27 protein-coding genes are annotated in these 25,501 nt (G+C 59.0%); 21 read left to right on the plus strand and 6 right to left on the minus strand.

Features of this window, described 5'->3' with window-relative positions:
* Positions 1–8 precede the first annotated feature (8 nt).
* Positions 9–302: a GYD domain-containing protein gene (locus I554_RS0113765; protein ID WP_024576509.1), complete on the plus strand. Its 294-nt coding sequence runs from the start codon at positions 9–11 to the stop codon at positions 300–302.
* A 652-nt stretch (positions 303–954) separates the two neighbouring features.
* On the opposite strand, the gene I554_RS27305 is transcribed toward I554_RS0113765, so the two are convergent.
* Positions 955–1,122 carry a hypothetical protein gene (locus tag I554_RS27305; RefSeq protein WP_155848260.1) on the minus strand — a complete coding sequence of 56 codons (168 nt, stop codon included), beginning with the start codon at positions 1,120–1,122 and terminating at the stop codon, positions 955–957.
* A 223-nt stretch (positions 1,123–1,345) separates the two neighbouring features.
* A complete protein-coding gene (locus tag I554_RS0113775; protein WP_024576508.1) occupies positions 1,346–3,679 on the minus strand; it encodes a Tex family protein in 2,334 nt (777 codons plus the stop codon).
* Between the two features lie 181 nt (positions 3,680–3,860).
* On the opposite strand from I554_RS0113775, the gene I554_RS0113780 reads away from it, so the two are divergent.
* A complete protein-coding gene (locus I554_RS0113780; RefSeq protein ID WP_024576507.1) occupies positions 3,861–4,502 on the plus strand; it encodes an alpha/beta family hydrolase in 642 nt (213 codons plus the stop codon).
* An 11-nt stretch (positions 4,503–4,513) separates the two neighbouring features.
* Here the strand turns inward: I554_RS0113780 and I554_RS0113785 are convergent, their stop codons facing one another.
* Positions 4,514–5,401 carry a hypothetical protein gene (locus I554_RS0113785; protein WP_024576506.1) on the minus strand — a complete coding sequence of 296 codons (888 nt, stop codon included), beginning with the start codon at positions 5,399–5,401 and terminating at the stop codon, positions 4,514–4,516.
* Positions 5,402–5,827: 426 nt separating this feature from the next.
* Between I554_RS0113785 and I554_RS0113790 the strand changes: the two genes are divergently transcribed.
* From I554_RS0113790 to I554_RS0113865, 15 genes are all read left to right on the plus strand, one after another.
* Positions 5,828–6,733, plus strand: a complete 906-nt coding sequence (locus I554_RS0113790) for a DnaJ C-terminal domain-containing protein (RefSeq protein ID WP_024576505.1) — start codon at positions 5,828–5,830, stop codon at positions 6,731–6,733.
* A complete protein-coding gene (locus I554_RS0113795) occupies positions 6,730–7,005 on the plus strand; it encodes a chaperone modulator CbpM (protein WP_024576504.1) in 276 nt (91 codons plus the stop codon). The genes I554_RS0113790 and I554_RS0113795 overlap by 4 nt, the downstream gene beginning before the upstream one ends.
* 60 nt (positions 7,006–7,065) lie before the next feature.
* On the plus strand, positions 7,066–7,290 hold the full coding sequence (locus I554_RS0113800; protein ID WP_024576503.1) for a hypothetical protein: 225 nt from the start codon (positions 7,066–7,068) through the stop codon (positions 7,288–7,290).
* 38 nt (positions 7,291–7,328) lie between these two features.
* Entirely contained in the window at positions 7,329–7,583 is a 255-nt protein-coding gene (locus I554_RS0113805) for a DUF2171 domain-containing protein (RefSeq protein ID WP_024576502.1), read from the plus strand.
* A gap of 87 nt (positions 7,584–7,670) precedes the next feature.
* A complete protein-coding gene (locus I554_RS0113810; RefSeq protein WP_024576501.1) occupies positions 7,671–7,865 on the plus strand; it encodes a hypothetical protein in 195 nt (64 codons plus the stop codon).
* A 181-nt stretch (positions 7,866–8,046) separates the two neighbouring features.
* Positions 8,047–9,111, plus strand: coding sequence for a Dyp-type peroxidase (locus I554_RS0113820; protein ID WP_024576500.1), 1,065 nt, complete (start codon positions 8,047–8,049; stop codon positions 9,109–9,111).
* Positions 9,104–9,910: a family 1 encapsulin nanocompartment shell protein gene (locus I554_RS0113825; protein WP_024576499.1), complete on the plus strand. Its 807-nt coding sequence runs from the start codon at positions 9,104–9,106 to the stop codon at positions 9,908–9,910. Before I554_RS0113820 ends, I554_RS0113825 begins: the two co-directional genes overlap by 8 nt.
* A 33-nt stretch (positions 9,911–9,943) precedes the next feature.
* Entirely contained in the window at positions 9,944–11,233 is a 1,290-nt protein-coding gene (locus I554_RS0113830) for an NAD(P)/FAD-dependent oxidoreductase (RefSeq protein ID WP_024576498.1), read from the plus strand.
* 41 nt (positions 11,234–11,274) lie between these two features.
* Positions 11,275–12,180: a 2-dehydropantoate 2-reductase gene (locus I554_RS0113835; RefSeq protein ID WP_024576497.1), complete on the plus strand. Its 906-nt coding sequence runs from the start codon at positions 11,275–11,277 to the stop codon at positions 12,178–12,180.
* Between the two features lie 260 nt (positions 12,181–12,440).
* Positions 12,441–13,343 (plus strand): NAD(P)-dependent oxidoreductase, encoded by a 903-nt coding sequence (locus tag I554_RS0113840; RefSeq protein ID WP_024576496.1) that lies wholly within the window; start codon positions 12,441–12,443, stop codon positions 13,341–13,343.
* 54 nt (positions 13,344–13,397) lie between these two features.
* Positions 13,398–14,231 carry a 3-keto-5-aminohexanoate cleavage protein gene (locus I554_RS0113845; protein WP_024576495.1) on the plus strand — a complete coding sequence of 278 codons (834 nt, stop codon included), beginning with the start codon at positions 13,398–13,400 and terminating at the stop codon, positions 14,229–14,231.
* 183 nt (positions 14,232–14,414) lie between these two features.
* Positions 14,415–14,924, plus strand: a complete 510-nt coding sequence (locus tag I554_RS0113850) for a VOC family protein (RefSeq protein ID WP_024576494.1) — start codon at positions 14,415–14,417, stop codon at positions 14,922–14,924.
* 16 nt (positions 14,925–14,940) lie between these two features.
* A complete protein-coding gene (locus I554_RS0113855) occupies positions 14,941–16,167 on the plus strand; it encodes an acyl-CoA dehydrogenase family protein (RefSeq protein ID WP_024576493.1) in 1,227 nt (408 codons plus the stop codon).
* Between the two features lie 12 nt (positions 16,168–16,179).
* A complete protein-coding gene (locus tag I554_RS0113860) occupies positions 16,180–16,719 on the plus strand; it encodes a flavin reductase family protein (protein WP_024576492.1) in 540 nt (179 codons plus the stop codon).
* A gap of 14 nt (positions 16,720–16,733) precedes the next feature.
* A complete protein-coding gene (locus tag I554_RS0113865; protein ID WP_024578180.1) occupies positions 16,734–17,435 on the plus strand; it encodes a TetR/AcrR family transcriptional regulator in 702 nt (233 codons plus the stop codon).
* Here the strand turns inward: I554_RS0113865 and I554_RS0113870 are convergent.
* From I554_RS0113870 to I554_RS0113880, 3 genes are read right to left on the minus strand one after another with little or no spacing between them, the layout of a single operon-like run.
* Entirely contained in the window at positions 17,403–18,392 is a 990-nt protein-coding gene (locus I554_RS0113870; protein ID WP_024576490.1) for a Gfo/Idh/MocA family oxidoreductase, read from the minus strand. The genes I554_RS0113865 and I554_RS0113870 overlap by 33 nt on opposite strands.
* 20 nt (positions 18,393–18,412) lie before the next feature.
* A complete protein-coding gene (locus I554_RS0113875) occupies positions 18,413–19,288 on the minus strand; it encodes a polysaccharide deacetylase family protein (RefSeq protein WP_024576489.1) in 876 nt (291 codons plus the stop codon).
* Positions 19,289–19,309: 21 nt separating this feature from the next.
* Complete coding sequence (locus tag I554_RS0113880; protein ID WP_024576488.1) at positions 19,310–20,416, minus strand: LLM class flavin-dependent oxidoreductase; 1,107 nt, start codon at positions 20,414–20,416, stop codon at positions 19,310–19,312.
* A 101-nt stretch (positions 20,417–20,517) separates the two neighbouring features.
* Here I554_RS0113880 and I554_RS0113885 point away from each other — a divergent pair, with 101 nt between their 5' ends.
* The 4 genes from I554_RS0113885 (at position 20,518) to I554_RS0113900 (ending at position 25,487) form a co-directional block, all read left to right on the plus strand.
* Positions 20,518–21,477 carry a LysR family transcriptional regulator gene (locus I554_RS0113885; RefSeq protein ID WP_024576487.1) on the plus strand — a complete coding sequence of 320 codons (960 nt, stop codon included), beginning with the start codon at positions 20,518–20,520 and terminating at the stop codon, positions 21,475–21,477.
* 256 nt (positions 21,478–21,733) lie between these two features.
* Positions 21,734–22,615, plus strand: coding sequence for a xanthine dehydrogenase family protein subunit M (locus I554_RS0113890; protein ID WP_024576486.1), 882 nt, complete (start codon positions 21,734–21,736; stop codon positions 22,613–22,615).
* Positions 22,612–23,094 (plus strand): (2Fe-2S)-binding protein, encoded by a 483-nt coding sequence (locus tag I554_RS0113895; RefSeq protein WP_024576485.1) that lies wholly within the window; start codon positions 22,612–22,614, stop codon positions 23,092–23,094. Before I554_RS0113890 ends, I554_RS0113895 begins: the two co-directional genes overlap by 4 nt.
* The gene (locus I554_RS0113900) at positions 23,094–25,487 is read left to right on the plus strand and encodes a xanthine dehydrogenase family protein molybdopterin-binding subunit (protein WP_024576484.1); all 2,394 of its coding nucleotides are present in this window, start codon (positions 23,094–23,096) and stop codon (positions 25,485–25,487) included. Before I554_RS0113895 ends, I554_RS0113900 begins: the two co-directional genes overlap by 1 nt.
* Positions 25,488–25,501 lie beyond the last annotated feature (14 nt).

A 25,501-nucleotide genomic window follows, 5' to 3' on the forward strand; every position in this document is an offset into this window, starting at 1 on the left:
GGATGATCATGGTAACGTATGTCGTGCTTGCCAAGTTCACCGATCAAGGAATCCGCAGTGCTAAGGAGTCTCCAAAGCGGGCAGATGCCTTCAAGCAATTAGCGAAGACGTTTGGAGTGACCGTGAAGGACATCTTCTGGACGCAGGGACGGTATGACGTCGTGACAATCGTCGAAGCGCCAGATGAGGCTTCCGCCATGTCGCTTAGCTTGAGTCTTGGCGCACTCGGCAACGTACGCACCGAATCGTTGCGAGCGTTCTCGGCTGCGGACATGACGACGATTGTCGGCAAGATGGTCTGACGACGGGCGCCCTTGACCGGCATCCATGGCTGCACATCAGGTTGTCTGTGTGGGACTGAAATCGCTCCATACGCGCGATCAACACTGCGTCGCCGGTAGCAGGATTCGAACCACGTTTCGCCAATGAAACGGTCGCTATGGATAGACACAAACGTGGTCGAACAACAGCTAACTCTTTGATTTGTCACGATCGTCTTGGTCGATTGGCTCGCTCATAACGGTCTGGTTGCAGGTCCGAGTCCTGCCGGGCCCACCAATGCTGTCTACGGATCTCCTGGAAGTCGCCAAACGCCAACAGGTCACGTCAGTCTTTGCTCGCGGAGAAAGAGAGCTTGCTCGGCGCAGGCCCCTTCAACAACACCCGCCCCGGGGTTGCCGCGATTCTGCGGGATATGTGCCTTCGGAGGACCCATCAGTAGCTTGCCTGCGGTGCGACCGGCATATCAGCGAGACATTGATCGAACCGAGCGCCGCAAAGGTTGTAATGACAGCGTGTCCAACTGTTCGGGCCGTAGACGCGCATGCATTTCGCGCCTGCGCCGCTGCGACATACAAATTCTGACGACTCCGTTCAAAAGGAGCGTGTCAATGACGTATGCAGCGAGGGTGAAGTCCTTGCGGGCAAGCGAAGGCCAACCGTCGAGAATTCGGTCTACTGCTTGCCGGGCTCGAAACCCGAAAACTTGAGGCCAAGCCTGAATTGAACAAGGTCCATGCTCGGTGAAATAAAGCGCGCTGCGCCGACGGTCGGGATCGTAGTTGTCTTGTGCATCTCGGTATCGAGTTCAATGTGGCGATATTCCACGCCCGCGTAGGGCAACAGCGAGCTTCTTCATGTGTAAATGTCTCTCGTCAAAACGGAATAAAATAATACCTCACGCTAGCGGTTCAGGCTGTTGGAGCCTGTGGTGTTCCGAACACACATGGGAAAATAAGGCCGCCCGAAGCAGCCGTGGACCAGCGCCGCCCCTGCAGGGCGCGGCCGATAAAACCGCGCAAGGCAATATCATATAGCTCGGCTGAATGTGACTGCGCGGGCGTCGCTATCGCTTTTGTGCCTTCTCCGCCGCCCGGCGCAGCCCCTCGGCCATCGCCCCACCGGCGGACGAGGCGGGTTGCGGCGCCTTGCGCTGGGCCGGCGTTTTGGCAGACGGCCGGGTGTCGGCCCGGGATTCGTTCCTGCGATCTGGCTTTGCGCCGAGTTCATCGTCGAGCCTTAGCGTCAGCGCAATCCGATTTCGCGGCACGTCAACTTCCAGCACCTTGACGCGCACGATATCGCCGGGCTTCACGACCTCTCGCGGATCCTTGATGAAGGTCCTGGACATAGCCGAAATGTGCACCAGTCCGTCCTGATGCACGCCCACGTCCACGAACGCACCAAACGCGGCGACGTTTGTGACCGCACCTTCCAGCACCATGCCAGGCTTGAGGTCGCTGACTTTCTCGACGCCATCCTTAAAGACTGCGGCCTTGAAGGCTGGGCGCGGATCACGGCCGGGCTTTTCCAGCTCGCGCAGAATATCGGTCACAGTCGGCAGGCCGAATGTGTCATCGACAAACGACTGTGGTTTGACCTGCCGCAGTATCTCGGCGTTGCCGATCAGCGCCTTGATATCGCTCTTTGTGGCGGCGAGAATTCGGCGGACCACGGGATAGGCTTCCGGGTGGACACCGGATGCATCGAGCGGATCCTCGCCGTTGGTGATGCGCAGAAATCCTGCGCACTGTTCGAACGCTTTCGGGCCGAGGCGCGGCACATCCTTGAGCGCCTTGCGCGACCGGAACGGCCCATTCGCATCGCGATGCTGGACGATGCTCTGCGCGAGCCCCGATCCGATACCCGATACACGCGCCAGCAACGGCGCCGAGGCAGTGTTTGCATCGACACCAACCGCGTTCACGCAATCCTCGACCACCGCATCGAGGGAACGGGACAGCTTGGCTTCGCCGAGATCGTGCTGATACTGGCCGACGCCAATCGATTTCGGATCGATTTTGACGAGTTCGGCCAGCGGGTCCTGCAATCGCCGCGCAATCGAGACGGCGCCACGCAGCGTCACGTCCAGTCCCGGAAGTTCCTCGGACGCGAATGCGGACGCCGAATAGACCGAGGCGCCGGCTTCGGACACCACGATCTTCGACATCTTCAGTTCCGGAAGCAGCTTCACAAGTTCGGTCGCGAGCTTGTCGGTTTCGCGTGATGCCGTGCCGTTACCGATTGCAATCAGTTCGACGCGATGCTCGCGCGCAAGCTTGCCGAGAATCGCGAGGGTCTCGTCCCAGCGCCGCTGCGGTTCATGCGGGAAGATTGCCGTTGTGGCGACGACCTTGCCGGTTGCATCGACAATGGCAACCTTGACGCCGGTGCGATACCCCGGATCGAGGCCCATGGTAACCCGTGCACCAGCCGGGGCCGCCAGCAGCAAATCCCGCAGGTTTGACGCGAAGACGCGGACCGCCTCCTGCTCGGCAGCGGTCCATAGCCGCATCCGCAGGTCGATGTTGAGATGCATCTGGATCTTGGTGCGCCACGCCCAGCGCACCGTTTCAGCCAGCCATCGGTCGCCGGGGCGTCCTTTGTCCGCAATGGCGAAGCGCTGCATGATCCGGAATTCGTAGGAGCTGACGACAGCAGGCGTCGCGGCAGGTGCCTCCGGGAGCATCTGTAGATCGAGTATTTCTTCCTTCTCGCCACGAAACATCGCAAGAATTCGGTGCGATGGCAGCTTGTTCAAGGGTTCATTGAAGTCGAAGTAGTCGCTGAACTTGGCACCGGCTTCTTTTTTGCCGTCGCGCAGCTTCGAGGCGAGGAGTCCATTCGACCACATGTGTTCGCGAAGGCCACCGATGAGGTCTGCGTCTTCCGCAAAGCGCTCCACTAGAATTGAACGCGCGCCATCCAACGCCGCCGCGGCGTCCGCGACCTGTTTGTCCGCATCAATGAAAGACAGGGCGGCGACTTGCGGATCGTTCTGCGGCTGTGTGAGCAGTAAGTCTGCGAGGGGCTCAAGCCCAGCCTCCTTGGCGATTTCCGCCTTGGTGCGGCGCTTCGGCTTGAACGGCAGATAGATGTCCTCAAGGCGGCCTTTGCTGTCCGCGGCGAGAATGGCAGCCTCAAGCGCCGCGTCGAGCTTGCCTTGTTCGCGAACCGAGTTGAGGATGGTGACACGGCGTTCTTCAAGCTCGCGGAGATAGTTCAATCGCTCTTCCAGCGTTCGCAACTGTGCGTCGTCGAGCGCGCCGGTGGCTTCCTTGCGGTAGCGCGCGATAAAAGGAACGGTCGCGCCGCCATCCAGCAGCGCAACTGCGGCCTCGACCTGTTGTTCGCGTACATCAAGTTCTTCGGCGATCCGTTGAGATATTGTCTTTGCCACGCAGCGTCTTCCTTAGCGAGAAACCGCGTTCGTGAATCGTGACCGCGGAAACGGCTTATGGACCACAGATCGGCGATTCATCAACCCCATTGCGAAGGAAAATGGATCTGTGGATGAGCTATGCCGACTTCGACCCGCAGTTGTCGCACCTCTGCTGCTGACGAGATAACGGGAGGAAAGGATGGCGATCATGTTCCTGATGGATGGGCCGGAGCATGCCAAATTCACGCTTCTTCTTGCGCATGGCGCCGGCGCGGCGATGGATTCAGCCGCCATGACGGCGATGGCGAAGATCCTGGCTGAATCCGGTTTTCGCGTTGCGCGCTTCGAATTCGATTATATGGCGAGCCGCCGCACATCCGTTGGCCGAAAGCCGCCCCCGCGTGCCGACAAGCTGAAGCCGGAGTTCGTCGCTGCGATTGATGCGCTCGATGTGAAAGGGCCGCTGATTATCGGCGGCAAGTCCATGGGTGGCCGCGTCGCAAGCATGGTCAGCGATGAGCTTTATGCGTCCCGGCGAATCTCAGCTCTTCTTTGTCTGGGTTATCCGTTCCACCCGCCGGGTAAACCCGACCAGCTACGGACCCAGCATCTTGCTGAGATTAGAACGCCAACCCTGATTGTGCAGGGGACACGCGATGAGTTCGGCTCTCGGGAAGAGGTCCGGTCGTACGATTTGTCGAAGAGCATCGACATCCTCTGGCTGGAAGACGGCGATCACGATTTAAAGCCGCGAAAAAGTGTATCGGGCTTTTCAGCAGCCGATCATTTGAGGACCCTCGGTAAGGCGGTCGCGTCGTGGGCCGACAAGATCGTCAGCTGAGTGCTGGCCGATTACCGCAGCGGCATTGGCGGCCGCGGAACGCTGGTGTCGCCGGGTTGCGGCGGAAGCTGCGTAGGCGCTGGTGGCGGAATGTAGGCTTCGCGCTGTGCAGTGCCCTGCGGGTAAGGTTGCCGTTGCGAGTAGGTTGGCGGTGAATACGGCGTGGGACTTTGCTGGGCTACGGCGGGTGCACGCTGAGGTCGCGGCGGCGCTGGCTTCGATGCTTGCGTGGTGAGCTTGCGGCGCGCTTCGTGCTCTGTGGCTTTGGCGACGTCGCGGCTTAGCTGCGCCTGACCGGCCTGCAATTGCTCGACTGTTTGCTTCAGCGAAGCGATTTCACGCGTTATCGATTCGATCGACTGCGTAATCTCGGGAGGAACCACGCCCTGCGCAGGAGGTGCGTCCACCGCCGCCGTGGCGGGAGCCGTCGCCGGCTGTGGCGTCGGTGCGGTCTCCGCTGCCTCCTGCGCGGGAGCTGGATCGGCGGCCGGTTGGGACGCGGCGGCTTGAGGCGCCGTGTTTTGCGGTTCAGCGGCGCTTTGCGCCGGAGCGGCCGCGCCTGGAATAAGTTGCGGCACCAGATCCGAAACTCTCTGCCTCGCTTCTCCCCCATAGGAATGCCAGGCTGCAGCTACAGCGATACCCGCGCAGACGATGACCAGGATGGTGCCGCGACGGCCCCCCGTGCGTGGTGTCAGATTGCGGATGTCAGCGGTGTTGTCATTCAATGGATCTGCACGGAGCAATGGTTCAGCTGCCCGTTCCGGGGATACTGGAGACGGAACGTTGAGTCCGGATGGATCGGGCGCAAGACGTGGTGCCAGGTCACGGAGCTGCGCCACGATGACGTCGTGCGGATCGTCGGTTTGTGAATCCGCGTCTTGCAACTTGAATTGCATGGGCTCTCCGTGGCGATGCGAGGTGCGATGCGTGGCGGACATTCTGGTTTGTCCGTGCACAGGGAGGCATCGCGCTTTGACCACACCAAGGCCGTACGATGAAAAGTATGAGGCAGGGGAACCAGATTTTGCCTTGAGTGTCAGGTTCATGGGAGCCGATTTCCTGCGATTGGATGGAGCAGGATATCTGATCCCCAAGTGAGAAATTTGCGCTCAAGCTTGCATTCCATTTCGGAATTTATGTTCTTCTAGCGGACGCCGTAGAGCATCAGCAGGATTGAAGCATCGCCGCCCGCGCGGTTGGATTGCCTTTGGGCATCCAGCGGAGCGATACGATCGTCAGCAATGCGAAATACGTTGCGACGTCGTGACGTTAGTTCGTATGCTCGGATTTCCAGGCAGGCCAACGTGCTCCGGGAGACGGTCGTGAGAAATCCATACGAGGTTCTTGACGTTTCTCCGACGGCTTCTTCTGCGGATATCCAGAAGGCTTATCGAAAACTGGCGAAGAAGCTGCATCCGGACCTGAATCCGGGCGAAAAATCAGCCGAAGAAAAATTCAAGGAAGTCGCCGGCGCATATGATCTTCTCAGCGATGCTGAGAAACGGAAGCGCTTTGATAGTGGCGAGATCGATGCAACCGGGGCGGAACGCCCGCAGCACCATTATTATCGGGATTTTGCAACCTCGGACGAGGGGCATCATTACGCGGACAGTTCCGGTTTTTCCGATTACATGGACACTGACGACGCGTTCGCTGAACTCCTGAAAAGGGGCCAAAGAGCGCGGGCGAACCGGCGTGGACGTGATCTGCACTACACCTTGCTAATCGATTTTACGGATTCGATTACGGGTGCAAACAAGCGCCTGACGCTGCCGGACGGCGGCTCGCTCGACGTGAAAATTCCGCCGGGTTTGGTGGATGGACAGGTCTTGCGCCTGAAAGGCAAGGGAGCGCCAGGCACCGGCAAGGGTGAGCGCGGCGATGCCTTGATCGAGGTTGAAGTCGTGCCGGATCGGCGCTTCACACGCGAGGGGGACGACATATCTATAGAATTACCCGTCTCCCTATCCGAGGCCGTACTCGGAGGGCGGATTCGCGTCCCGACGCCGACAGGCGATGTGTCGATGTCAGTGCCAAAAGGTTCGAATACCGGAACGACCTTGCGGCTGAGAGGGAAAGGCGCGCCCCGTCGCGGGGGCGGCCAAGGCGATCAGTTCGTGAAGCTGAAGGTGGTTTTGCCTAAATCGCCGGACCCCGAACTCGAGGCATTTGTCTCGAATTGGGAGGAGGGCAGGGAGTTCAATCCACGTGAGGACAGGACGTCATGAACAAGCAGGAGTTTCTGTCTTATTCGGGTCTCCAGGCGCAGACGCTGGATATTTGGCTGGATCAGCAATGGATCATTCCCGAAGAAACCGCCGCGGGCGTTCAGTTCTCCGATGTCGACGTTGCTCGTGCCCATCTTATCCATGATCTGAAAAACGATCTGGGAGCAAACGACGAGGGTATCGACGTCATTCTTCATTTGATGGATCAGCTTCACGGACTGCGCCGCGCGTTCGCGGAGTTGCAACGGGAGATTCAGAAGTCCTCACCTTAGGTGCGAGATTTGCAGCGCAGGCTAGTCACCGAAGCTGCGAGCTAAGCCGGGAGATCCAAAATGAGCGGAAGATTGGCCACGCTGGGACACGGCGAAATCGACCCCCTCATCCTGCAGGCGTTGGTACGCAAGCTTGTCGCGAAGAATGTCCTCTCGCCAGATGATGTCCGCGCTCTATTGTTTGAGGCGGCGACACGCCTCGATCTCGTGGGCAGCAACCAGACGCCCCAGGCTGCGCAGATCATTGTTGAGGAAGACTTGGTGCCCGCGTTTCTTGGGGGATGATTTTCAATGCACGCTAACTCAATGAGGAGGACGTTGTGATGAAAGATCAGATCAAGGAAAACATGGAAGTCATCGGCGCTGATGGTGTCCACGTCGGTACAGTTGATCGCGTCGAAGGTGATCGCATCAAGCTCAAAAGAAGTGACAGCTTCGGGAAGCACGAGGGGCGTCATCATTACATCGAGAGGGGGTTTGTCGCCGGCGTAGAAGGGGACAAGGTGCGCCTGTCCGCGAATGCGGACATTGCCGTAACTCTGGAGGAGGAGTCGTCGGGTCGGCCCGTCAGGCTGTGATGGATTCCTCGAGGCGGTCACGCGGGCAGCTCGTCGTTGACCCATCGCATTTCCGTATTTGGTGTGCCAATTAGGAAAGTCACCTCGATGCAACAGTATGATCTCTACATTAACGCGAAAAAGCCAGCCATCGGCCTCTACGTGCGCAAAGGGACAAATCTTCCGGATCTCGCCGACAAGGCTGATTGGGTTTTTGATGGCAGTGCCGCACAAGACCTGCTTCCTCCGAGCGTCATAGAGGGCGTAGCAGCTTCCGGACACGCCTTTCGGGACATGGATTAGCCGGTGGCGCGATCCGGTTTGTTCTTCCAAGAGCGCGGCGCATCGAGGTTCGCCGCGATTGGCAGCGATGGACCCAATATTCTGGCGTCGCGTGCTTGGCGCGGATACGATGTGACTTGCACTTTTGCGCCCCGTTCGATGAACTGGCGATGTGTTGCAAATGGCATCGAACGGATCGAGTATGGTTTCAAATTTGCCGCCTCCCGTGTCCCAGTCGGTCGCTGCCAGGCTTACGCGTGCGGCAATCTTCCTTGTCGTGACGATCAATCCGGGGCCATCTTCTGAAGAGGCCGTTCGCGGTCTGTGCGGCGATCTTTCCAGCCTGCTGCGCGGTGTGGGATTCCGCGATTTGAACGGACAGTTGTCCTGTATCATGGGGTTTGGCTCCGACGCCTGGGACCGGCTGTTCGGAACGCCGAGACCAAAGGACCTGCATCCCTTTCGTGAAATTCGTGGTGTGCACACCGCCGTTTCGACGGCTGGCGACATCCTCTTTCACATTCGTGCGGCGAGCATGGATTTGTGCTTCGAACTGGCAACGCACATTATGTCGCGGCTCGCCGGTGCGGTCGCCGCCGTGGACGAGGTGCACGGCTTCAAGTTTTTCGACGACCGCGATTTGATCGGATTCGTTGACGGGACTGAAAACCCAGTGGGACAAGCTGCCGAACTGGCCGCCCTTGTCGGCGATGAGGACACCGCCTTTTCCGGGGGCAGCTATGTGATCGTGCAGAAGTACCTGCACGACGTGGAGCGATGGAACAAGGTGCCCGTCGAGGAGCAGGAGAACATCATCGGCCGGCACAAGCTGTCCGATATCGAACAACCCGACTCCATGAAGAAACCCTATGCGCACAATGTTCTGACCTCGATCGAAGAGAACGGTGAGCAGCTTCAGATCCTGCGCGACAACATGCCGTTTGGCGAGGTGGGCAAGGGCGAATTCGGTACCTATTTCATCGGTTACGCGCGGTCGCCTCATCGCATCGAGAAGATGCTGGAAAACATGTTTGTCGGTAACCCGCCGGGCACTTATGACCGTCTGCTTGATTTCAGCCGTGCGGTAACAGGATCTCTGTTCTTCGTGCCGACAGCGACGTTTCTGGACGACGTTGGTGCCGAGGTGCAGCCAGTTGCGGAGGGCGGGACGAAAGAGGCTCCTGAGCCTCGGCCAAAATCGGATGCACGTCCTGGCGATGGCTCACTCGGTATAGGATCCCTGAAGAAAGAGGCTGGACATGAATAATCTCTATCGGCATCTCGCGCCCGTTTCGGAGGGAGCATGGGAGCAAATCGAGCAGGAGGCGTCCCGCACCCTCAAGCGTCATCTGGCAGCACGCCGTGTCGTTGACGTTGTCGGCCCGAAAGGATTCGATTTTTCCGCCGTCGGGACAGGTCATGTCAAGCAGATCCCGGCGCCTGGCGAGGGAATCCAGACCACGCAACGCGAGGTAAGGGCGCTCGTTGAGTTACGTGTCCCATTCGAACTTACGCGACAGGCGATCGATGACGTAGAGCGCGGTGCAACGGATTCGGATTGGTCGCCCGTCAAGGAGGCGGCGAGGAAGATCGCATTTGCCGAAGATCGCTCCGTTTTCAATGGATATGCTGCGGCCGGAATTCAAGGCATCCGCGAAGGCAGCAGCAATGCCGTTGTGACACTTCCGGGCAGCGTGAAGGGCTATCCGGACGCTGTGGCGCAAGCCGTCAGCCAATTGCGCCTCGCGGGCTGCGATGGACCATATGCACTTGTGCTTGGGGCGGGCGCATACGCAGCCGTGTCCGGCGGAAGCGACGATGGGTATCCGGTCTTTCATCATATCGAGCGTGTGGTGGATGGCGGGATCATCTGGGCGCCTGCCATTGAGGGCGGGTTCGTGCTCACCACGCGCGGTGGGGACTTCGAACTGGATATCGGTCAGGACTTCTCCATTGGTTATCTCAGCCATTCCAGTTCAGTTGTTGAGCTCTATTTGCAGGAAACCTTCACGTTTCGGCAATTGACAGCCGAGGCGGCTGTTGCGCTTGTGACGGCAAAAAAATGATTGCGTGGCTCATTGTGGAGAGGATGGTGATACATGGCCGGTCAGATGGCTGTTGATCCCTCCCGTCCACATGTCGTCATCGTCGGAGCCGGCTTCGGCGGGCTTGAGGCAACGCGGGGTCTTGCCGACGCACCTGTGCACATCACGATCGTTGACCAGCGCAACCATCATCTGTTTCAGCCGCTGCTTTACCAGGTCGCGACCGCAACACTCGCCACCTCGGAAATCGCCTGGCCTGTCCGTCATCTTGTCCGCAGGCAGGAGAATGTCACAACGCTGCTCGGGAGTGTCGCCGGCGTTAACATCGAGGCGAAGCAGGTGATGCTGGACGGCGAGGAGCCGATCGCTTTTGATGTCCTGATTTTGGCGACCGGGGCCCGCCATGCCTACTTCGGTCACGACGAATGGGAGCCATATGCACCCGGGCTCAAGACGCTGGAAGACGCCACCAAAATCAGGCGGCGTATTCTGTCCGCGTTTGAGCAGGCCGAGTGGGAGACGGACGCGGCAGAGCGTGCAAAATTTCTGACCTTTGTCGTTGTTGGCGCAGGGCCGACCGGTGTCGAACTTGCAGGCACCATCGCCGAGCTCGCGCGCGACACGTTGAGAGGTGACTTTCGCAATTTCGATACAAGAAGCGCGAGGGTTGTTCTTATCGAAGCCGGACCTCGCATCCTCTCCAGTTTCAGCGAAGATCTGTCGGGCTATGCGCAACGGGCGCTGACGCGGCTCGGAGTCGAGATTAAACTTGGGCGCGCGGTTTCAAAGTGCGGAGAAGGCGGAGTTGAGCTTGACGGCGAATTCCTTCCCGCAAAGACCATCATCTGGGCAGCGGGAGTGGCTGCTTCGCCCGCCGCGGAGTGGCTGCATGCACCGGCAGATCGTGCAGGCCGGGTTCTTGTGCAGCCTGACCTGACGGTGCCGGGACATCCGAACATCTTTGTCATTGGCGATGCCGCGCATGTCGAAACGGCGGATGGAAAGCTGGTGCCTGGCGTGGCACCGGCGGCCAAGCAGGAGGGGCACTATGTCGCGGAGGTGATTCGAGCGCGGCTGAAGGGTGGCAGCCCAGGTGCGCCGTTCGCGTACAGGAACGCGGGCAACCTCGCCACGATTGGCAAGCGCGAAGCCATTGTCGATTTCGGCTGGATCAAGTTGAAGGGCCGCATCGCCTGGTGGATGTGGGGTATCGCTCACATCTTCTTCCTGATCGGACTGCGCAATCGTCTTGCCGTCGCGCTGAGCTGGTTGTGGATCTATGTCAGTGGACAGCGCAGCGCTCGCCTTATTACGCAGGGCAACATCAGGAAGGGCGGGAACTAGACCCGTCCTATGCGCGGTGTTAACGGGGTTCGAGGCGAAGCATGAAAGTCGCAGTGATGGGCGCCGGAGCCGTCGGTTGCTATTTCGGCGCGATGCTTGCTAGGGCGGGGCATCTCGTGACCTTGATAGGCCGGTCCCAGCATGTGGAGGCGGTCAAGCAGCACGGTCTGTTACTCGAACATCGTGATTTCAGGGACCACGTGCAGGTTGCCGCGACGACTGACGCCATCGGTGTTGCGGGCGCGGATGTCGTTCTGTTCTGCGTGAAATCGGCTGATACGGAAGCTGCCGGACGGCTGATCGCTCCGCATCTGAAGCAGGGTGCGGTGATCTTGTGCCTGCAGAACGGCGTCGACAACGCGGACCGCCTGCAAACGACGATCGATCAGATTGCCGTGCCTGCGATCGTCTACGTGGCGGCTGAAATGGCTGGACCAGGTCACGTCAAGCATCATGGCAGGGGCGAATTGATTGTAGGGGCCTCTCCATCAAGCACTGATCTCGCTGCAACCTTCACACAGGCTGGCGTACCTACTGTGGTCTCTGACAAGGTTATCGATGAACTCTGGATCAAGCTGATCACGAACTGTGCGTACAATGCGCTGTCGGCGGTAGCGCAGTTGCCTTATGGGCAGTTGTTCGAGGTCAGCGGTGTAACTGAAGTTGCCAGGAGCGTCGTCGCGGAATGCACTGCGGTCGCATCGGCCCTGGGCGTTGCCGTGCCGGGAAACATCAGTGAAACCGTTCTGGCACTGGCCAACTCGATGCCAAACCAATACTCATCCACGGCTCAGGATCTGGCGCGCGGCAAGAAAACCGAAATTGACTATCTGAACGGATATGTCGTGCGGAGGGGCGAGGAGCTTTCGATTCCGACGCCAGCCAACCGGGCGCTTCTTGTCATGGTCAGGCTGCTTGAAGAAAAAGCCCGGCGAACGCTTCGGTGAGCCAGCTGCTGCTGCGTCGCCTGGCTTCCGGTGATCTTGTCGGGGTTTGGGAAGCTTTTAGCAGCGCGACTTCTTACTGGCTGGTTGGTGCAGAAAACAGGGCTGACGATCCGCGGATATCGGCTTTCCGTTCATGGATCCTCAACGAGGCCGCGGCGTCGTGGGCATGATGATCGTCTGGTGAGAGTTTGCTGTTGTCAGATCAAGACCCTTGCTGATATTGCGCGCATCACTCCTGCTGTTAACGAGAGGCGCGCAGAATGAATCAAACTGTTGGTATCGTCGGTGTCGGGATTATGGGCACCGCAATGGCGCGTAACCTGCGCGAGACAGGCTTTACCGTCGTTGGATATGATCCCGTGCCCGCGGCCTCCGCGCGCCTGAATTCGCTGGGAGGGCAGGCACTGGCTTCTCCGCGCGCGGTTGCCGAAGCGGCGCCGATCACCATCATGTCCTTGCCGAAAGCCGAAGCGTTGACCGAAGTCATTGGCGGCGCCGATGGCGTCGCCAATGCGACAGGCACCGGGCAGATTGTCATCGAGTGCTCCACGTTGCCGCTGGATATCAAGCAGGCTGCGTTCGATGTCATGAAGAAGAGCGGCAAGGTGCTTCTCGACTGCCCGATCAGCGGCACAGGGGCTCAGGCGGTCGCAAAGGACCTTGTGATCCTGGGCAGCGGTGACAAGGCGGCTTTTGAACGCTGCGCTCCGGTTTTTGCCGGCATGTCCCGCGTGCAGCATTATCTGGGGCCGTTCGGGCGCGGGAGTATCATGAAGTACATCGCCAACCATCTGGTGACGATCCACAACGTCGCGGCGGCTGAGGCGATGGTTCTGGGCATCAAGGCCGGAATTGACCCCGCTATTGTCTACGATACGCTCGCGGATAGCGCAGGTACATCCCGCATGTTCCAGATGCGCGGTCCGCTGATGCGCGACGAGCGTTATGATGAACCGACTGCAACGATCCGCATGCAGCTTAAGGATATTGCAATCATCGACGCCTTTGCGGCCGGTCTCGACTGTGCCTTACCGGTTTATGCGGCGGCGTCGCAAGTTTATCACGCAGGCTCGGCGCTCGGGCGCCGGGAGCAGGACACCGCTGCGGTTTGTGCCGTGCTGGAAACCATGCATGGAATTGACCGGAAGACGCTCAAGCCGTAGAGCCTTCGGCGCTTCCTCTCATCCTTGAGCTTAAGCTTCTTCGAAAGGTACAGCATGGCCGATCTGACAATCATGGTTGCGCCGAACGGCGCACGCAAAGGCCATGCGGAACATCACAATCTACCCCTGACAACCGAAGCGATCGCAGCGGATGCGCTGGCGTGCAAGACAGCCGGTGCGCAGGCTGTTCATATGCACGTTCGCGATGCGGACGGGCGTCATACGCTTGATGCGTCACGCTATCTGGCTGCGACCGAAGCCGTGCGGCGGCTCGTTGGTCCGGAATTCGTTATCCAGATCACAACCGAGGCTGTCGGCATGTTCAGGCCCGATGAGCAGATCGCGGTGGTTCGGGCCGTTCGTCCCGAGGCTGTGAGCATTGCGACCAAGGAGTTGATTCCGGACGCGAGCGCGGAAGCCGCTGCTGGGGATCTCTACCGATGGGCCCATGAGCAGAAGATTGCTGTCCAGCACATCGTTTATGCTGCGAATGAATTTGATCATCTGCTCGATCTGATGAAACGCGGGATCATCCCCGGTCGCCGGCACTCCGTTATCTTCCCGCTTGGCCGCTATGCTGTCGCGCAGGAAAGCGATCCCGCTGAACTCGCACCGTTCGTTGCGAAAGTTCGCGACAACGGGGGTACCGAGCGGTTCGACTGGTGGGTTTGCGCTTTTGGTGCGTCTGAGACAGCGTCGCTGGTTGCGGCCGCAGCCATGGGCGGGCATTGCAGGATCGGTTTCGAGAATAGCTTCATGAATGCAGATGGCAGCCAGGCCGACAGCAACGCAGAACGCGTCCAGGATTTGCAGGCAGCATTGTGCGGAATTCATCGCCCGCGTTCGTCGCGCGCGCAGATACTGCGAGCGCTGGGCAGGCCAGATTAGGCTACCGCGAGGAGCCTAAAGGCCCGCTTCGCATCAGGAAATTCGAAATTTTGCAGGACGGATTGGCGCGCTGCACGCTTTGTGCGGCGCACTACGCAGTGCCGTGCTTGCAATTCCGGCTACGTTGCGTTATTTATCAGGTGATAAAATAAAAAGCATCGATCAGTTTACGGGAGAGCAGGCATGAAAGTCCTTGGTTTCAACCACCTTTCCATCGGCGCGAAGAACCTCGAAGAGTCCGCCCGCTTCTATCAGACCGTGCTGGGCATGGAGTTGATCCCGACCTATAATTTCGGCTTCAAAACCAAGTATCTGCGTTGCGGTGATCTTCAACTCCACCTGTTTGAACTTGAGGATAGCGTCCCGGTGTATCAGCACTTTGCGCTCGATGTGGATGACTTTCATGCGGCTTATGAGAAAGCGAAGGCTATCGGAGCGCTCGATTCCTCGGCGTTTCGCAATTCCGTCAACGAGCTCCCCGACGGGTGTGTTCAGATGTACCTGCGTGATCCAGCCGGCAATCTGGTCGAGATCGACTGGCCGGATGTGAACACGCTGGACCGGTCGCGGATTCCGGAGATGAAACTGTTGTCCGAATTTGCGACGCAGGATGACGAAGGACTGAAGGCTTCGCTCTATCTCGATCGTCCGCATATCAAGCCGAATGCTCCGAGGAAAGCATCGGCGCGATAGTTTTAGGGAGGCGACCATGTCGGGTACCGTTCATAAGCTTGGTCTGGACCGTCGTTCAAACGGTCAGGATGATGCATATTCGGAGATGCTGGAGCGTGCGCACGCGCTGGTTCCGAAATTGCGGGAGCGTGCTGCAAAGACGGAGGAAATGCGGCGCCTTCCTCCGGAAACCGAGCGAGAGCTTCATGAAGCCGGCCTGTTCAGGATTCTTCAGCCCAAGCGGGTGGGTGGCTCCGAGCTCGATTACGTGGCACTGGTCGATTTCGCGGACGTCGTCGCACTTGCCGATGCGTCGGTTGCGTGGAATCTCGCGAATCTGGCCAGCCATCACTGGATGCTGGGTATGTTCGATGTGCGTGCGCAGGACCTGATCTGGAACGAGAATGTCGATGCCCTGATTGCATCGTCGTTCGTATTCCCTGCCGGCCGCGCCACGAAGGTCGCCGGTGGGTATACCCTGTCAGGCCGTTGGCCGTTCTCATCGGGCGTCGATTCCAGCAGCTGGAACATGCTGGCAGGCATCGTGTCGTCCGATGATGATGCGGATGGTGTGGAATACCGGATCTTCTTGCTGAAGCAGTCTGACTACAAGATTCTCGACACATGGAGTTCGACCGGCCTCAAGGGGACTGGATCCAACGATGTCGAAGCCAAGGATGTATTTGTCCCGGATTACATGACCCTTGCGGTCAGGGACGTTGGTGGTGGAGCGACACCTGGAAGCGCAGTGAATCCCGGTGCGCTTTACGCCTTGCCAGTCTTTTCACTGTTTCCGTTCGTTCTCTCGGGAGCAGGCCTGGGTAATGCCCAGGCCTGCCTTGATGATTACGTCGGGATCGCCAAGCATCGCGCCTCGACCTACAACCGCGCGAAACTGGGTGACCTGCAGACAACACAGATCAAGATCGCTGAGGCGTCTGCAAAGGTTGATGCAGCGCGTCTGATCATGCGCCGAACCTGTATTGAGGCGATGTCCGACGCCCGTCGCGGCGTCGTCCCCAACCTTTCGGAGAAAACCAGATACCGGCGCGACGGCGCATATGCGGTCAATCTGTGCACCGAAGCGGTTTCCACATTGTTTTCGGCGAGCGGCGCGCGGGGCCTTTACACGACTGGCGCTCTGCAGCGGCAATTCCGCGATGCCCATGCGATTAACGCACACATTGCATTCAGTTTCGATGCGTCCGGAACCAACTACGGCCGCGTCGCGCTTGATCTGCCATCCGAAAATCTGACCCTTTAAGAGGTGCGGGTCATGGTTGCTGCTTCGCAGAATCCGGCCGACTTCAGGAACGAGCTTTCGAGCGACAGTTCATCGATTGATCCGCGCGATTTCCGGAACGCGCTGGGGGCTTATGCGACCGGCGTTACTATCATCACGGCGGCGACGCCGGACGGGAAGCAGGCAGGCTTGACCTGCAATTCGTTCGCGTCGGTTTCGCTCAACCCGCCACTCGTGCTGTGGAGTCTGGTGACCTATTCGCCAAGCATGACCATCTTTCAGAACGCGAGCCATTTTGCGGTCAACGTGCTGGGGGCGTCGCAGCAGGGGTTGGCGAAACAATTTGCCACGCGCGCCGAGGACAAATTCGCTGGGGTCTCATGGAAGCCCGGGTTGGGGGATGCGCCGGTCCTTGCGGATGCGGTGGCAACCTTTCAATGCCGTAGTGCCGACCGCTATTACGGCGGCGACCACGTTATTTTCCTTGGTGCGGTCGAGGCTTACGATTACAACCGGGCAGAGCCGCTGCTGTTTGCACGCGGAAGTTTTGGTCACTTTGTTCCTGGGGCATAATCCCAGCGGGTCTTATGAAAAAGAAACCGTCACCATCGGTTGCGCGCGTCAAACAGAAGCGCCTGTCTCCCGAAGACCGGCGTCAGGAATTCGTCCGCAAGGCTACTGAGTTCTTTTCCGAGGAGGGATTCAACGGCGGTACGCGTGAACTCGCGCGCCGGCTGGGTGTGACCCAGCCGCTGCTCTATCGCTATTTCCCGAGCAAGGAAGAACTGATCAAGGAAGTCTATCGCAAGGTCTATCTCGAGCCGCTCGACACCGGCTGGGAGAAGCTCCTCACCAACCGGTCGCGCCCCATTCGCGAGCGTCTGGTGCAGTTCTACGAAACCTATACCAATGTGATCTTTTCGCGGAAGTGGCTGAGGATCTATCTGTTCTCGGGCCTTAAAGGCCTCGACATCAACCGCTGGTACGTCGGCGTCGTTCGCGACAAAATCCTCACGCGCATCATCAAGGAGGTCAGGTTCGAGGCGGGTTTGCCTGCGCAGGCCAAGCAGACGGCATACGAGATCGAAATGGCGTGGGTCTTCCATGGCGGTATCTTCTATTACGGCGTCCGAAGGTACATCTATGAGATGGAGCCGCTTCAGGAAAAAGAAGAAATGATCGCTAATGCAATTGATGGATACCTGGCCGGATTCACGCGCGTGTCCGGCAATAGCGCCAAGCGGCCGTCTGTTAAGTCAAACCGGTTCAATGCCGCCGCTGGCGACTGATCGTTGAATTGCCTCGAACGCCCGAACGTTCATCAGCATTTCTTCATGTGTGACGGGATATGGGCTCCCGCCAAGCGCAGCGCGCCCGAAAGCTTCGAGGTTGTCCCGCACCGCGGGGTGGGGCTGATAGTAAGCGGTTTCCGGTGAGCGATCGCGCTGGACGCGCGTGACAGCCCAGCCCGTCGGATTTTCCGGATGGGTCCGGTCGCGGATTTCCATCCAGCCCTTTGATCCCAGCAGCGCCAGACGGCCCATGAAGGGTGTTGCAAGGACCGCGTTCAGCGTAGCCGTCGTGCGGTTCTCGAAGCCGATGGTGATTGAGAGCGTGTCCCCGTTTGCGAAATGGCTGCCGAGCGTGCCGAGCCGCGCCCAGACATGGGTGGGCTTTCCAAGGATCGCGATCGAAAGATCGACCAGATGAATACCGGTCGCCGACAGCGGGCCAACGGGATTCTCCGTATTCGACAGACGCCAGTTGTCCGGCGGCAGATTAAGGAACTTGTCCTGACTGAAATTTCCCTCCAAGACGAGCGCTTTGCCGAACTCGCCGTCCGCGAAACGCTTGCGCATTTCGATGACGGCCGGTTCGAAACGCCGCTCGTGCCCGATACCGAGCTGGACTTTCGCCTTTGTGACAGCGGTTATGGCGCGCTCTGCATCGGCTCCCGTCGTGCAAAGCGGCTTTTCGCAAAACACATGACGGCCGGATTTGGCTGCGGCCTCGATCTGTGCGGCATGGCGATCCTGCGGCGTGCAGAGGATAACGGCGTCAATATCGGAGCGTGCCAGCGCATCCTCGAAGCGAGCGGATGTCTCGAGTCCTAATGCGGAACCCTTTGCGCGCATGGGCTCCAGCGGATCGATGCCCAGTACCGGTTTGATGACCTCGCTGCTTGAAAGATTGCTGGCAATGGTCTGTCCCCACCATCCCAGTCCGACAATGGCGGCCCGGATCATGTCTGCACTCCAATCGGAATTTAAGCTTTGGTCATCTGGCCGCGATACCAGTCGCCGATTTCGCTCGCGGTCATCAAGGCGACGCCGTCGTGGCCGATCACATAGTCGAGCAGTTGCTCAAGATACTTGATGCGGTGCGGAACGCCTGTGATGTAGGGATGAATCGAGATCGCCATCACACGGGCATTCTCGGCGCCTTCGAGATAAAGCCGGTCGAACTGGTCGATACACCGGCGCATGAACTGGTCCGAAGCCATGTGCTGTAGCGCGTGGACGACAATGTCATTGGTTTCGACAGTGTAAGGAATCGTGGTGATCGGGCCGTGCGGGGTCTCAATGTCCTGCGGCAGATCGTCGATGACCCAATCCGCGACGTATTCGATCCCGTTCAGCCGGAGAAGATCGAGCGTGTCGTTGGTTTCCGTCAATCCGGGGCTTTCCCATGACCGCGGCGCCTTGCCGGCGAATTTTGCGATAGTGTCCACGGCGCGCTTGATGGCGTCGCCCTGATTGTCGAGCTTGTGCATCGGCCCTTGCAGGAAGCCGTGCCCCATGAACTCGAACCCGGCATCGCGTGCCGCGGCCGCGACGCGAGGATACGATATGCAGACGTTACCATTGATGGCCAGCGTGCCCGGAATGTTTCGGTCGGTCAGCGCTTTCAACTGGCGCCAGAAACCTGCGCGCATTCCGTATTCATGCCACGCCCAGTTCGGCACATCGGGGAGCAGCGGCTGACCCATCGGCGGGCTGAGAACCGTGCGCGGCATCGCATTTTCGATCCGCCATTCCTCGACATTCAAGATGATCCAGACTGCCAGCTTCTTGTCGCCAGGAAGAACAAGTTTGGGGCGATCGATGAGAGCCTGATAGGGAACGCGATCAGTGAGGGTCAATGGAGATACCTGCTTTACCAATTACTCTGCGGCTCTGGCCTGCTTCGGCGAACCTGCGTTCACCAGCGGCAGGACTTTCTCCGCCGCAAGGATCATGGACCTGCGCCCGAGTTGGCGGTCTTTCCAGTCCTTGCCGGCATAGAGCAGCGTTCCGAATGTGCCGACCTCCTCCTGAAAAGCAAGAAGCTGATCGGCAACACTGTCCGGCGTGCCGTAGATGATCAGCTTGTCGCAGATCATCTCAAGGGTCACCTCGTCGTCCGGCTGATCGCGGCGCGTCTTGAACAGTTCGATCCGTCCATTCTTCTTCAGCTTTGTGAACAATGAGCGGTAATAGTTCACATATGGACCGTTGGGATCGGTGGCATAGGCTTTGGCAGTCGCGGCATCGTCAGCCACGAAAACGCTCTTGGCGACACGCCAGTTTGCGGGATCCGCGGGGCGACCGCCGCGCTCGCAGCCTTCAACGTATTTCGGCCAGTGGCTTTTGACCCATGCGGGCATCAGGAAGTTTGCAGAAATCGGGTCCCATCCCCGAACGGCCGCTTCGGTAACGCCCTTTGAAAAGGGCGCGACCGCTGTCACGACGATCGGCGGATGCGGTCGTTGCAGCGGGCGAGGGATGTAGCCCTGGCCGATTTCCTTGATCTGCGTTCGCTGCGTGGACACCGTCCAGTACTTGCCTTGCAGATTGTACGGCGGCTCTCCCGACCAGATGCCAAGCACCTGATTGATCGCCTCGAGGAACATCTCGTTGCGGTTGAAATCGAGATTGCCGAACAGTTCCGCATCGGACAGGAGACCGCCGGGGCTGATGCCGAAAATGAAACGGCCATCGAGCATATGGTCCAGCATCGCGATGGTGGCTGCGACCGTCGCAGGGTGGGTGTTGGGCATGTTGACGGTGCCCGTACCCAGCTTGATCTGTTTGGTCGCGGCAGCGATCCACGCCAGAAACGTCACGCACGACGTAATATTCTCGGCCTTGTCGGTGACATGCTCGCCGACATAGGCCTCGGTAAATCCGAGTTCGTCGGCGAGCAGGAAAGCCTCGCGATCCTCCGCCAGCGACTGCCGCCAGTCTTTATCCAGCGGATGGATCGGCATGGTGAAAAAGCCCAGCTTCATTGCGCGTTTCCCGAGACGTTTGTGATTGAAGGCAAGAGTAGCGATTGTGGGCTATTAGAAAAATGATTATTCTTACTCTCTCACATTAAGAAAGTTGATGGATGGTTTCACTCCGCCAGATCAGGTCTTTTGTCGCGGTCTACGAAGAGGGCTCGTTTACGTCGGCCGCCAAGCGAGAGGGCGCGACCCAGTCGGGTATCTCGCAGCATCTCAAGCAACTTGAGTCTGAGCTCGGGGCGGCGTTGCTCGAACGAAACGGCCGCGACGTTGAGCCGACGCTGGCTGGGAAGCTCTATTATCGCGAATGCGTCGACGTCCTGAAAAAATTGGAGGCGGCGCAGCAAAGTGTCGCGGTCAGTCATGTCCGCGGTGCGATCCGTGTGGGCCTGATGCCGACGTTTACCAGATCGCTGCTCGCTCCCGCGCTAGACAGGTTTCTCGGCTCCGCGCCGGGCTCGGAAATCAGCGTTATCGAGGCCTATTCAGGGGTTCTGACCGAAATGATCCTGAAAGGCGAACTGGATTTTGCCATTGTTCCGGCATTCGAGGGGGCAACCGGGATATCGCATCGTCTTCTTGCCCGCGATCGGGAGATGCTAGTCAGCGCCAAGCGGACCAAGAATAATCTGAAACCGGTCAGGCTATCCGACCTCGGTCCGCTCAAAGTGGTATTGCCCGGGCTTCAGAATACGCGCCGCCGTAATATCGAAACATATTTCAGCGCCAATGGCGTGACGGTGGCGCAACGGCTTGAACTCGACGCAATGATGGGCACGCTGCAATTTGTCGCAGCGAGCGATTGGGTTGCGATTCTGCCCTTCGTAATGATGGTTTCGGACCTGGACGAAGGACGCTTCGATGTCAGGCCGCTCGATGATCCGCCGTTTTATTCCGAGTTCGTTCTGATCGAGCCGGCGCGCAAGGTGATGTCTCCGGCGGCGGCCTTGTTCGCCGAAATCCTCAAAATGGAGGCCGAGCGCTCGCGTCTTGTTTTTAAGAAACGCGCTGGTGTGCAGCAGGTATTGCGACGGCGCGTTGTTCGGACAGCGGGGCGCCGCTAGAAAATTTGTGCAGCGCGACAACGGCCGTCCAAAGCATTTTTCGATTTGGAATTCCGTAACCTTGTCGTTGATTTGTCGTGCCCCGCCGGTCTGTGCTGAACCCGCGGATCGCACGGTTCTTCAATTGCCAGTGTCATGAGCTGTTCATCGCCGCGAAATAATCGTTCGATAAACAACGCTTGACCTTTGATGTCTGGCATCCTCTAATAAAATCCAAGCCCATCATAAATTGTGGCGAGTGAGGGAGGTTGCCGGAATGAAAGCTTCGGCTTTCAGCTATACGCGTGCTTCAAGCGTCGACGACGCATTGGAGATACTTGCGTTGCACGGCGATCAGGCGAAGGTTTTGTCAGGCGGCCAGAGCTTGATGCCGGCCCTGAATCTCAGACTGTCGGCGCCGGCTCTGCTGGTCGATATCGGCGCGATTGCCGAGTTGCGCGGAATTTCGGTATCCGACGGCGTTCTCAGAATCGGAGCGCTCACCCGGCATGTCGATACCTTGAAATCTTCGGACATCGCAAAACACGCTCCGCTTCTGACCGAGGCTATCGCGCACGTTGCGCACCCCGCGATTCGAAACAAAGGCACCATCGGCGGCAGCCTTGCGCATGCCGATCCCGCATCGGAACTGCCGGCATGCTCGATCGCGCTCGGTGCAACGATCGTGGTGCGGGGCAAGGGTAATGTGCGCCGCATCCCGGCGACCGACTTCTTTACGGGAATCTACGAGACGTTGCTGTCGCCGGAAGAATTGCTGGTGGCTGTCGAAGTTCCTGTTGCGAAACCGAACTCTGTTCACTTCTTTCGTGAATATGCGCGACGGAAGGGTGACTATGCCATCGTGGGACTGGCGGCGTCCGGAGTGCTGGAGCGGGACGTTTTTACCGATCTCAAGCTCGGATTCTTTGCAGTTGGTGACAAACCCCTGCTGGCGCATGCCTCACAACGTCTCATGGGAAAATCCATGACGGCATCGATGCTTGCCGATGCGCAGGCCGCCCTCGATGACGAACTCGATCCGCAGGAGGATCAGGAGGCTTCGGCTTCCATGCGCCGCTATCTGGCGCGTCAGCTCATGGAGCAATGTGTCGTGACGTTGCTCGGGCGGCCCGATCTCGAAACGAGAAAGCTCGCATGACTGATCTGATGCCCATCTCGCTGACCGTGAACGGCGAGCGCGTTTCTGCTCATGTGCTTCCCCGGCTAAATCTGGCGGACTTTCTGCGCGAGTATCTGTCCCTTACGGGGACGCATGTCGGTTGCGAGCATGGCGTTTGCGGTGCGTGCACAGTTCGCGTGAATGGCGATATTGTGCGTGCGTGTTTGCTGCTCGCAGTGCAGGCCGAGAATGCGTCGGTCGAAACGATCGAAGGGTTGTCGGATAGCGGCGAGATTTCCGACTTGCAGGCTGCCTTCCAGGATCGGAACGCCCTTCAGTGCGGCTATTGCACGCCCGGAATGTTGATGGCTGCACAGGACATCCTGATCCATGAGCCGCACGCCGACCGCGAGCAAATTCGCGAACACCTGTCCGGTAACTACTGCCGTTGCACGGGCTATCATGCGATTGTCGATGCTGTGGAGGCGACGGCGCGCGCACGTGCGGGGCGGGCGTGATGAACGATAGCCGCGAAAAGCAGCCCGCTCTTTCAGTTCTTGATCGCCCGAATTCGTATATCGGGAAGACCGTGCCGCGCCCGAATCTTGCCCGGTTGATGCGGGGGCGAGGCCAGTACGTCAGCGACATGAGTCTGCCGCGCATGGCGCATGCCGTGTTTCTGCGCTCGCCCTATGCTCATGCCAAGATTCTGAAGATCGACGCGACCGAGGCGAAAGCGATGCCCGGCGTGATCGCTGTCGTGACCGGCGCGGAGCTCGCGAAGGTCATCTCGCCATGGGTTGGCGTCCTGTCACATCTCAAGGGCCTGAAGTCTGCGCCCCAGCATGCAATCGCCGTCGACCGGTCTTGCTGGCAGGGCGAAGCGGTGGCCGCCATTGTTGCGACCAGCCGCGCGCTCGCTGAGGACGCCGCCGAACTTGTCTCAGTGGATTATGAAGAGCTCGTTCCTGTTACGGACATGCGCACGGCGCTCGACCCCGGTACGCCGGTGATTCATTCCGACCTGGGCGATAATCTGGCTTTCGAGCGCAATCTCGATGCCGGTGCTGTCGACCAGGCGTTCAGGGACTCGGATGAGGTCGTTGAGGCTGAGTTTGTTTTCGGCCGCCACACCGGAGTCACGCTGGAGCCGCGCGCTGTCGTTGCCGACTGGAACAGCGGCGACGAACGTCTGACGGTTTATTTGGGCACTCAGGCGCCGCATATGGTGCAGAACATCGCAGCCAAGCACCTCGGTCTTGATGAAGCGCAGGTTCGGGTTGTCTGCAAAGATGTCGGCGGATCGTTCGGCATCAAGGTCCACATCTATGCCGACGAGATGGCGACTCTTGCGCTGTCGAAGCTGCTTAGTCGTCCGATCAAGTTCGTTGCGGATCGGGTCGAGAGCTTTAATACGGATATTCACGCTCGCGATCACATCTGCAAGGCGCGTATCGGTGTTAGTAAAGACGGAGCCATCAACGCATTCGAGATCGACGATGTTACGGGTATTGGCCCGTATTCGATGTATCCGCGTACCAGTGCCATCGAAGCCAATCAGGTTGTCAATCTGGTCGGCGGACCGTACACGACGCAAAACTACAGGGCGCGGACCCGGGTGGTTTTCCAGAACAAGAACGTCACCTGTCAGTATCGCGGCGTCGGGCATCCGATTGCATGCTCGATCACGGAAGGGCTTGTCGATCTCGCTGCGCAACGGATCGGGATGGATCCGTTCGAGATTCGGCGGCGCAATCTGATCCGTGACGATGCCTATCCGTGCGGCTCCCCGTCGGGCCTGAAGTTCGAGGCGCTTTCTCATCACGCGTCCCTCGACAAGCTGTACGCAATGATGAATTACGACGCACTGCGGACCGAGCAGGCGGAATTGCGCAAGCAGGGAATCTATCGCGGCATCGGAATCGCCAGTTTCATCGAAGTGACTAACCCCAGCGCGGCATTTTATGGTGTTGGCGGCGCGCGGATTTCATCGCAGGACGGCGTCGCGGTCCGTTTGGACGCGACTGGCCGCGTGATTTGCCAGACCAGTATCACTGAGCAGGGACAGGGATCAGAGTCTCTTACTGCGCAGATCGTCGGCAGCGTGCTCGGCGTGTCGATGGAGCGCGTGCGCGTTATCCTCGGCGATACCGATAACACGCCCTATGGCGGTGGCACCTGGGCGTCGCGTGGTGCCGGTATCGGTGGCGAAGCCGCGCTGCAGGCGGCCAAGATCCTGCGCAAGAACATTCTCGATGTTGCAGCTGCTATCTCGCAAGCCAAGCCGGAAGATCTCGATATCGCCGGCAACGCCGTCGTTGATGCTCAAGGGGCCCAGCCGCGCATTGAGTTGCACGAGCTCGCCCGTATCGTTTATTTCCGGCCTGATACCTTGCCGCCGGGCTTCCAGCCGGAGTTGATGGCGACCCGCCATTTCGTGCCGCGGGAGTACCCATTCGCCTTCACAAACGGCATTCAGGCATCGTGGCTTGAGGTCGATACCCGGACCGGCTTTATCAAGTTGCTCAGGCACTGGGTGGTGGAAGACTGCGGAACGATCATCAATCCGCAGCTTGTGGACGAACAGATTCGCGGCGGTGTGGTGCAGGGACTTGGTGCCGCGCTTTATGAGCACTGCATCTATGACGAACGCGGGCAGCTCACCAACGCGAATATGGCGGACTATCTGGTACCGATGTCTGGTGAAATGCCGGATATCGATGTCGGGCATATCGTCTCGCCGACGCTGGAAAGCGAACTCGGCGCCAAGGGAGCCGGGGAAGCGGGGACTGCAGCGGCGGCCGCTGTTGTTGCCAACGCCGTGAATGACGCGCTTTCACCGTTCAATGTCACCGTTACCGAAATTCCGCTCACTCCACGCGTTATTCTCACCGCTCTCGGACGCATCTGATCAACGTCACAACA

It is taken from the genome of Afipia sp. OHSU_II-C1 (assembly GCF_000497575.1).
Lineage (GTDB): Bacteria > Pseudomonadota > Alphaproteobacteria > Rhizobiales > Xanthobacteraceae > Afipia.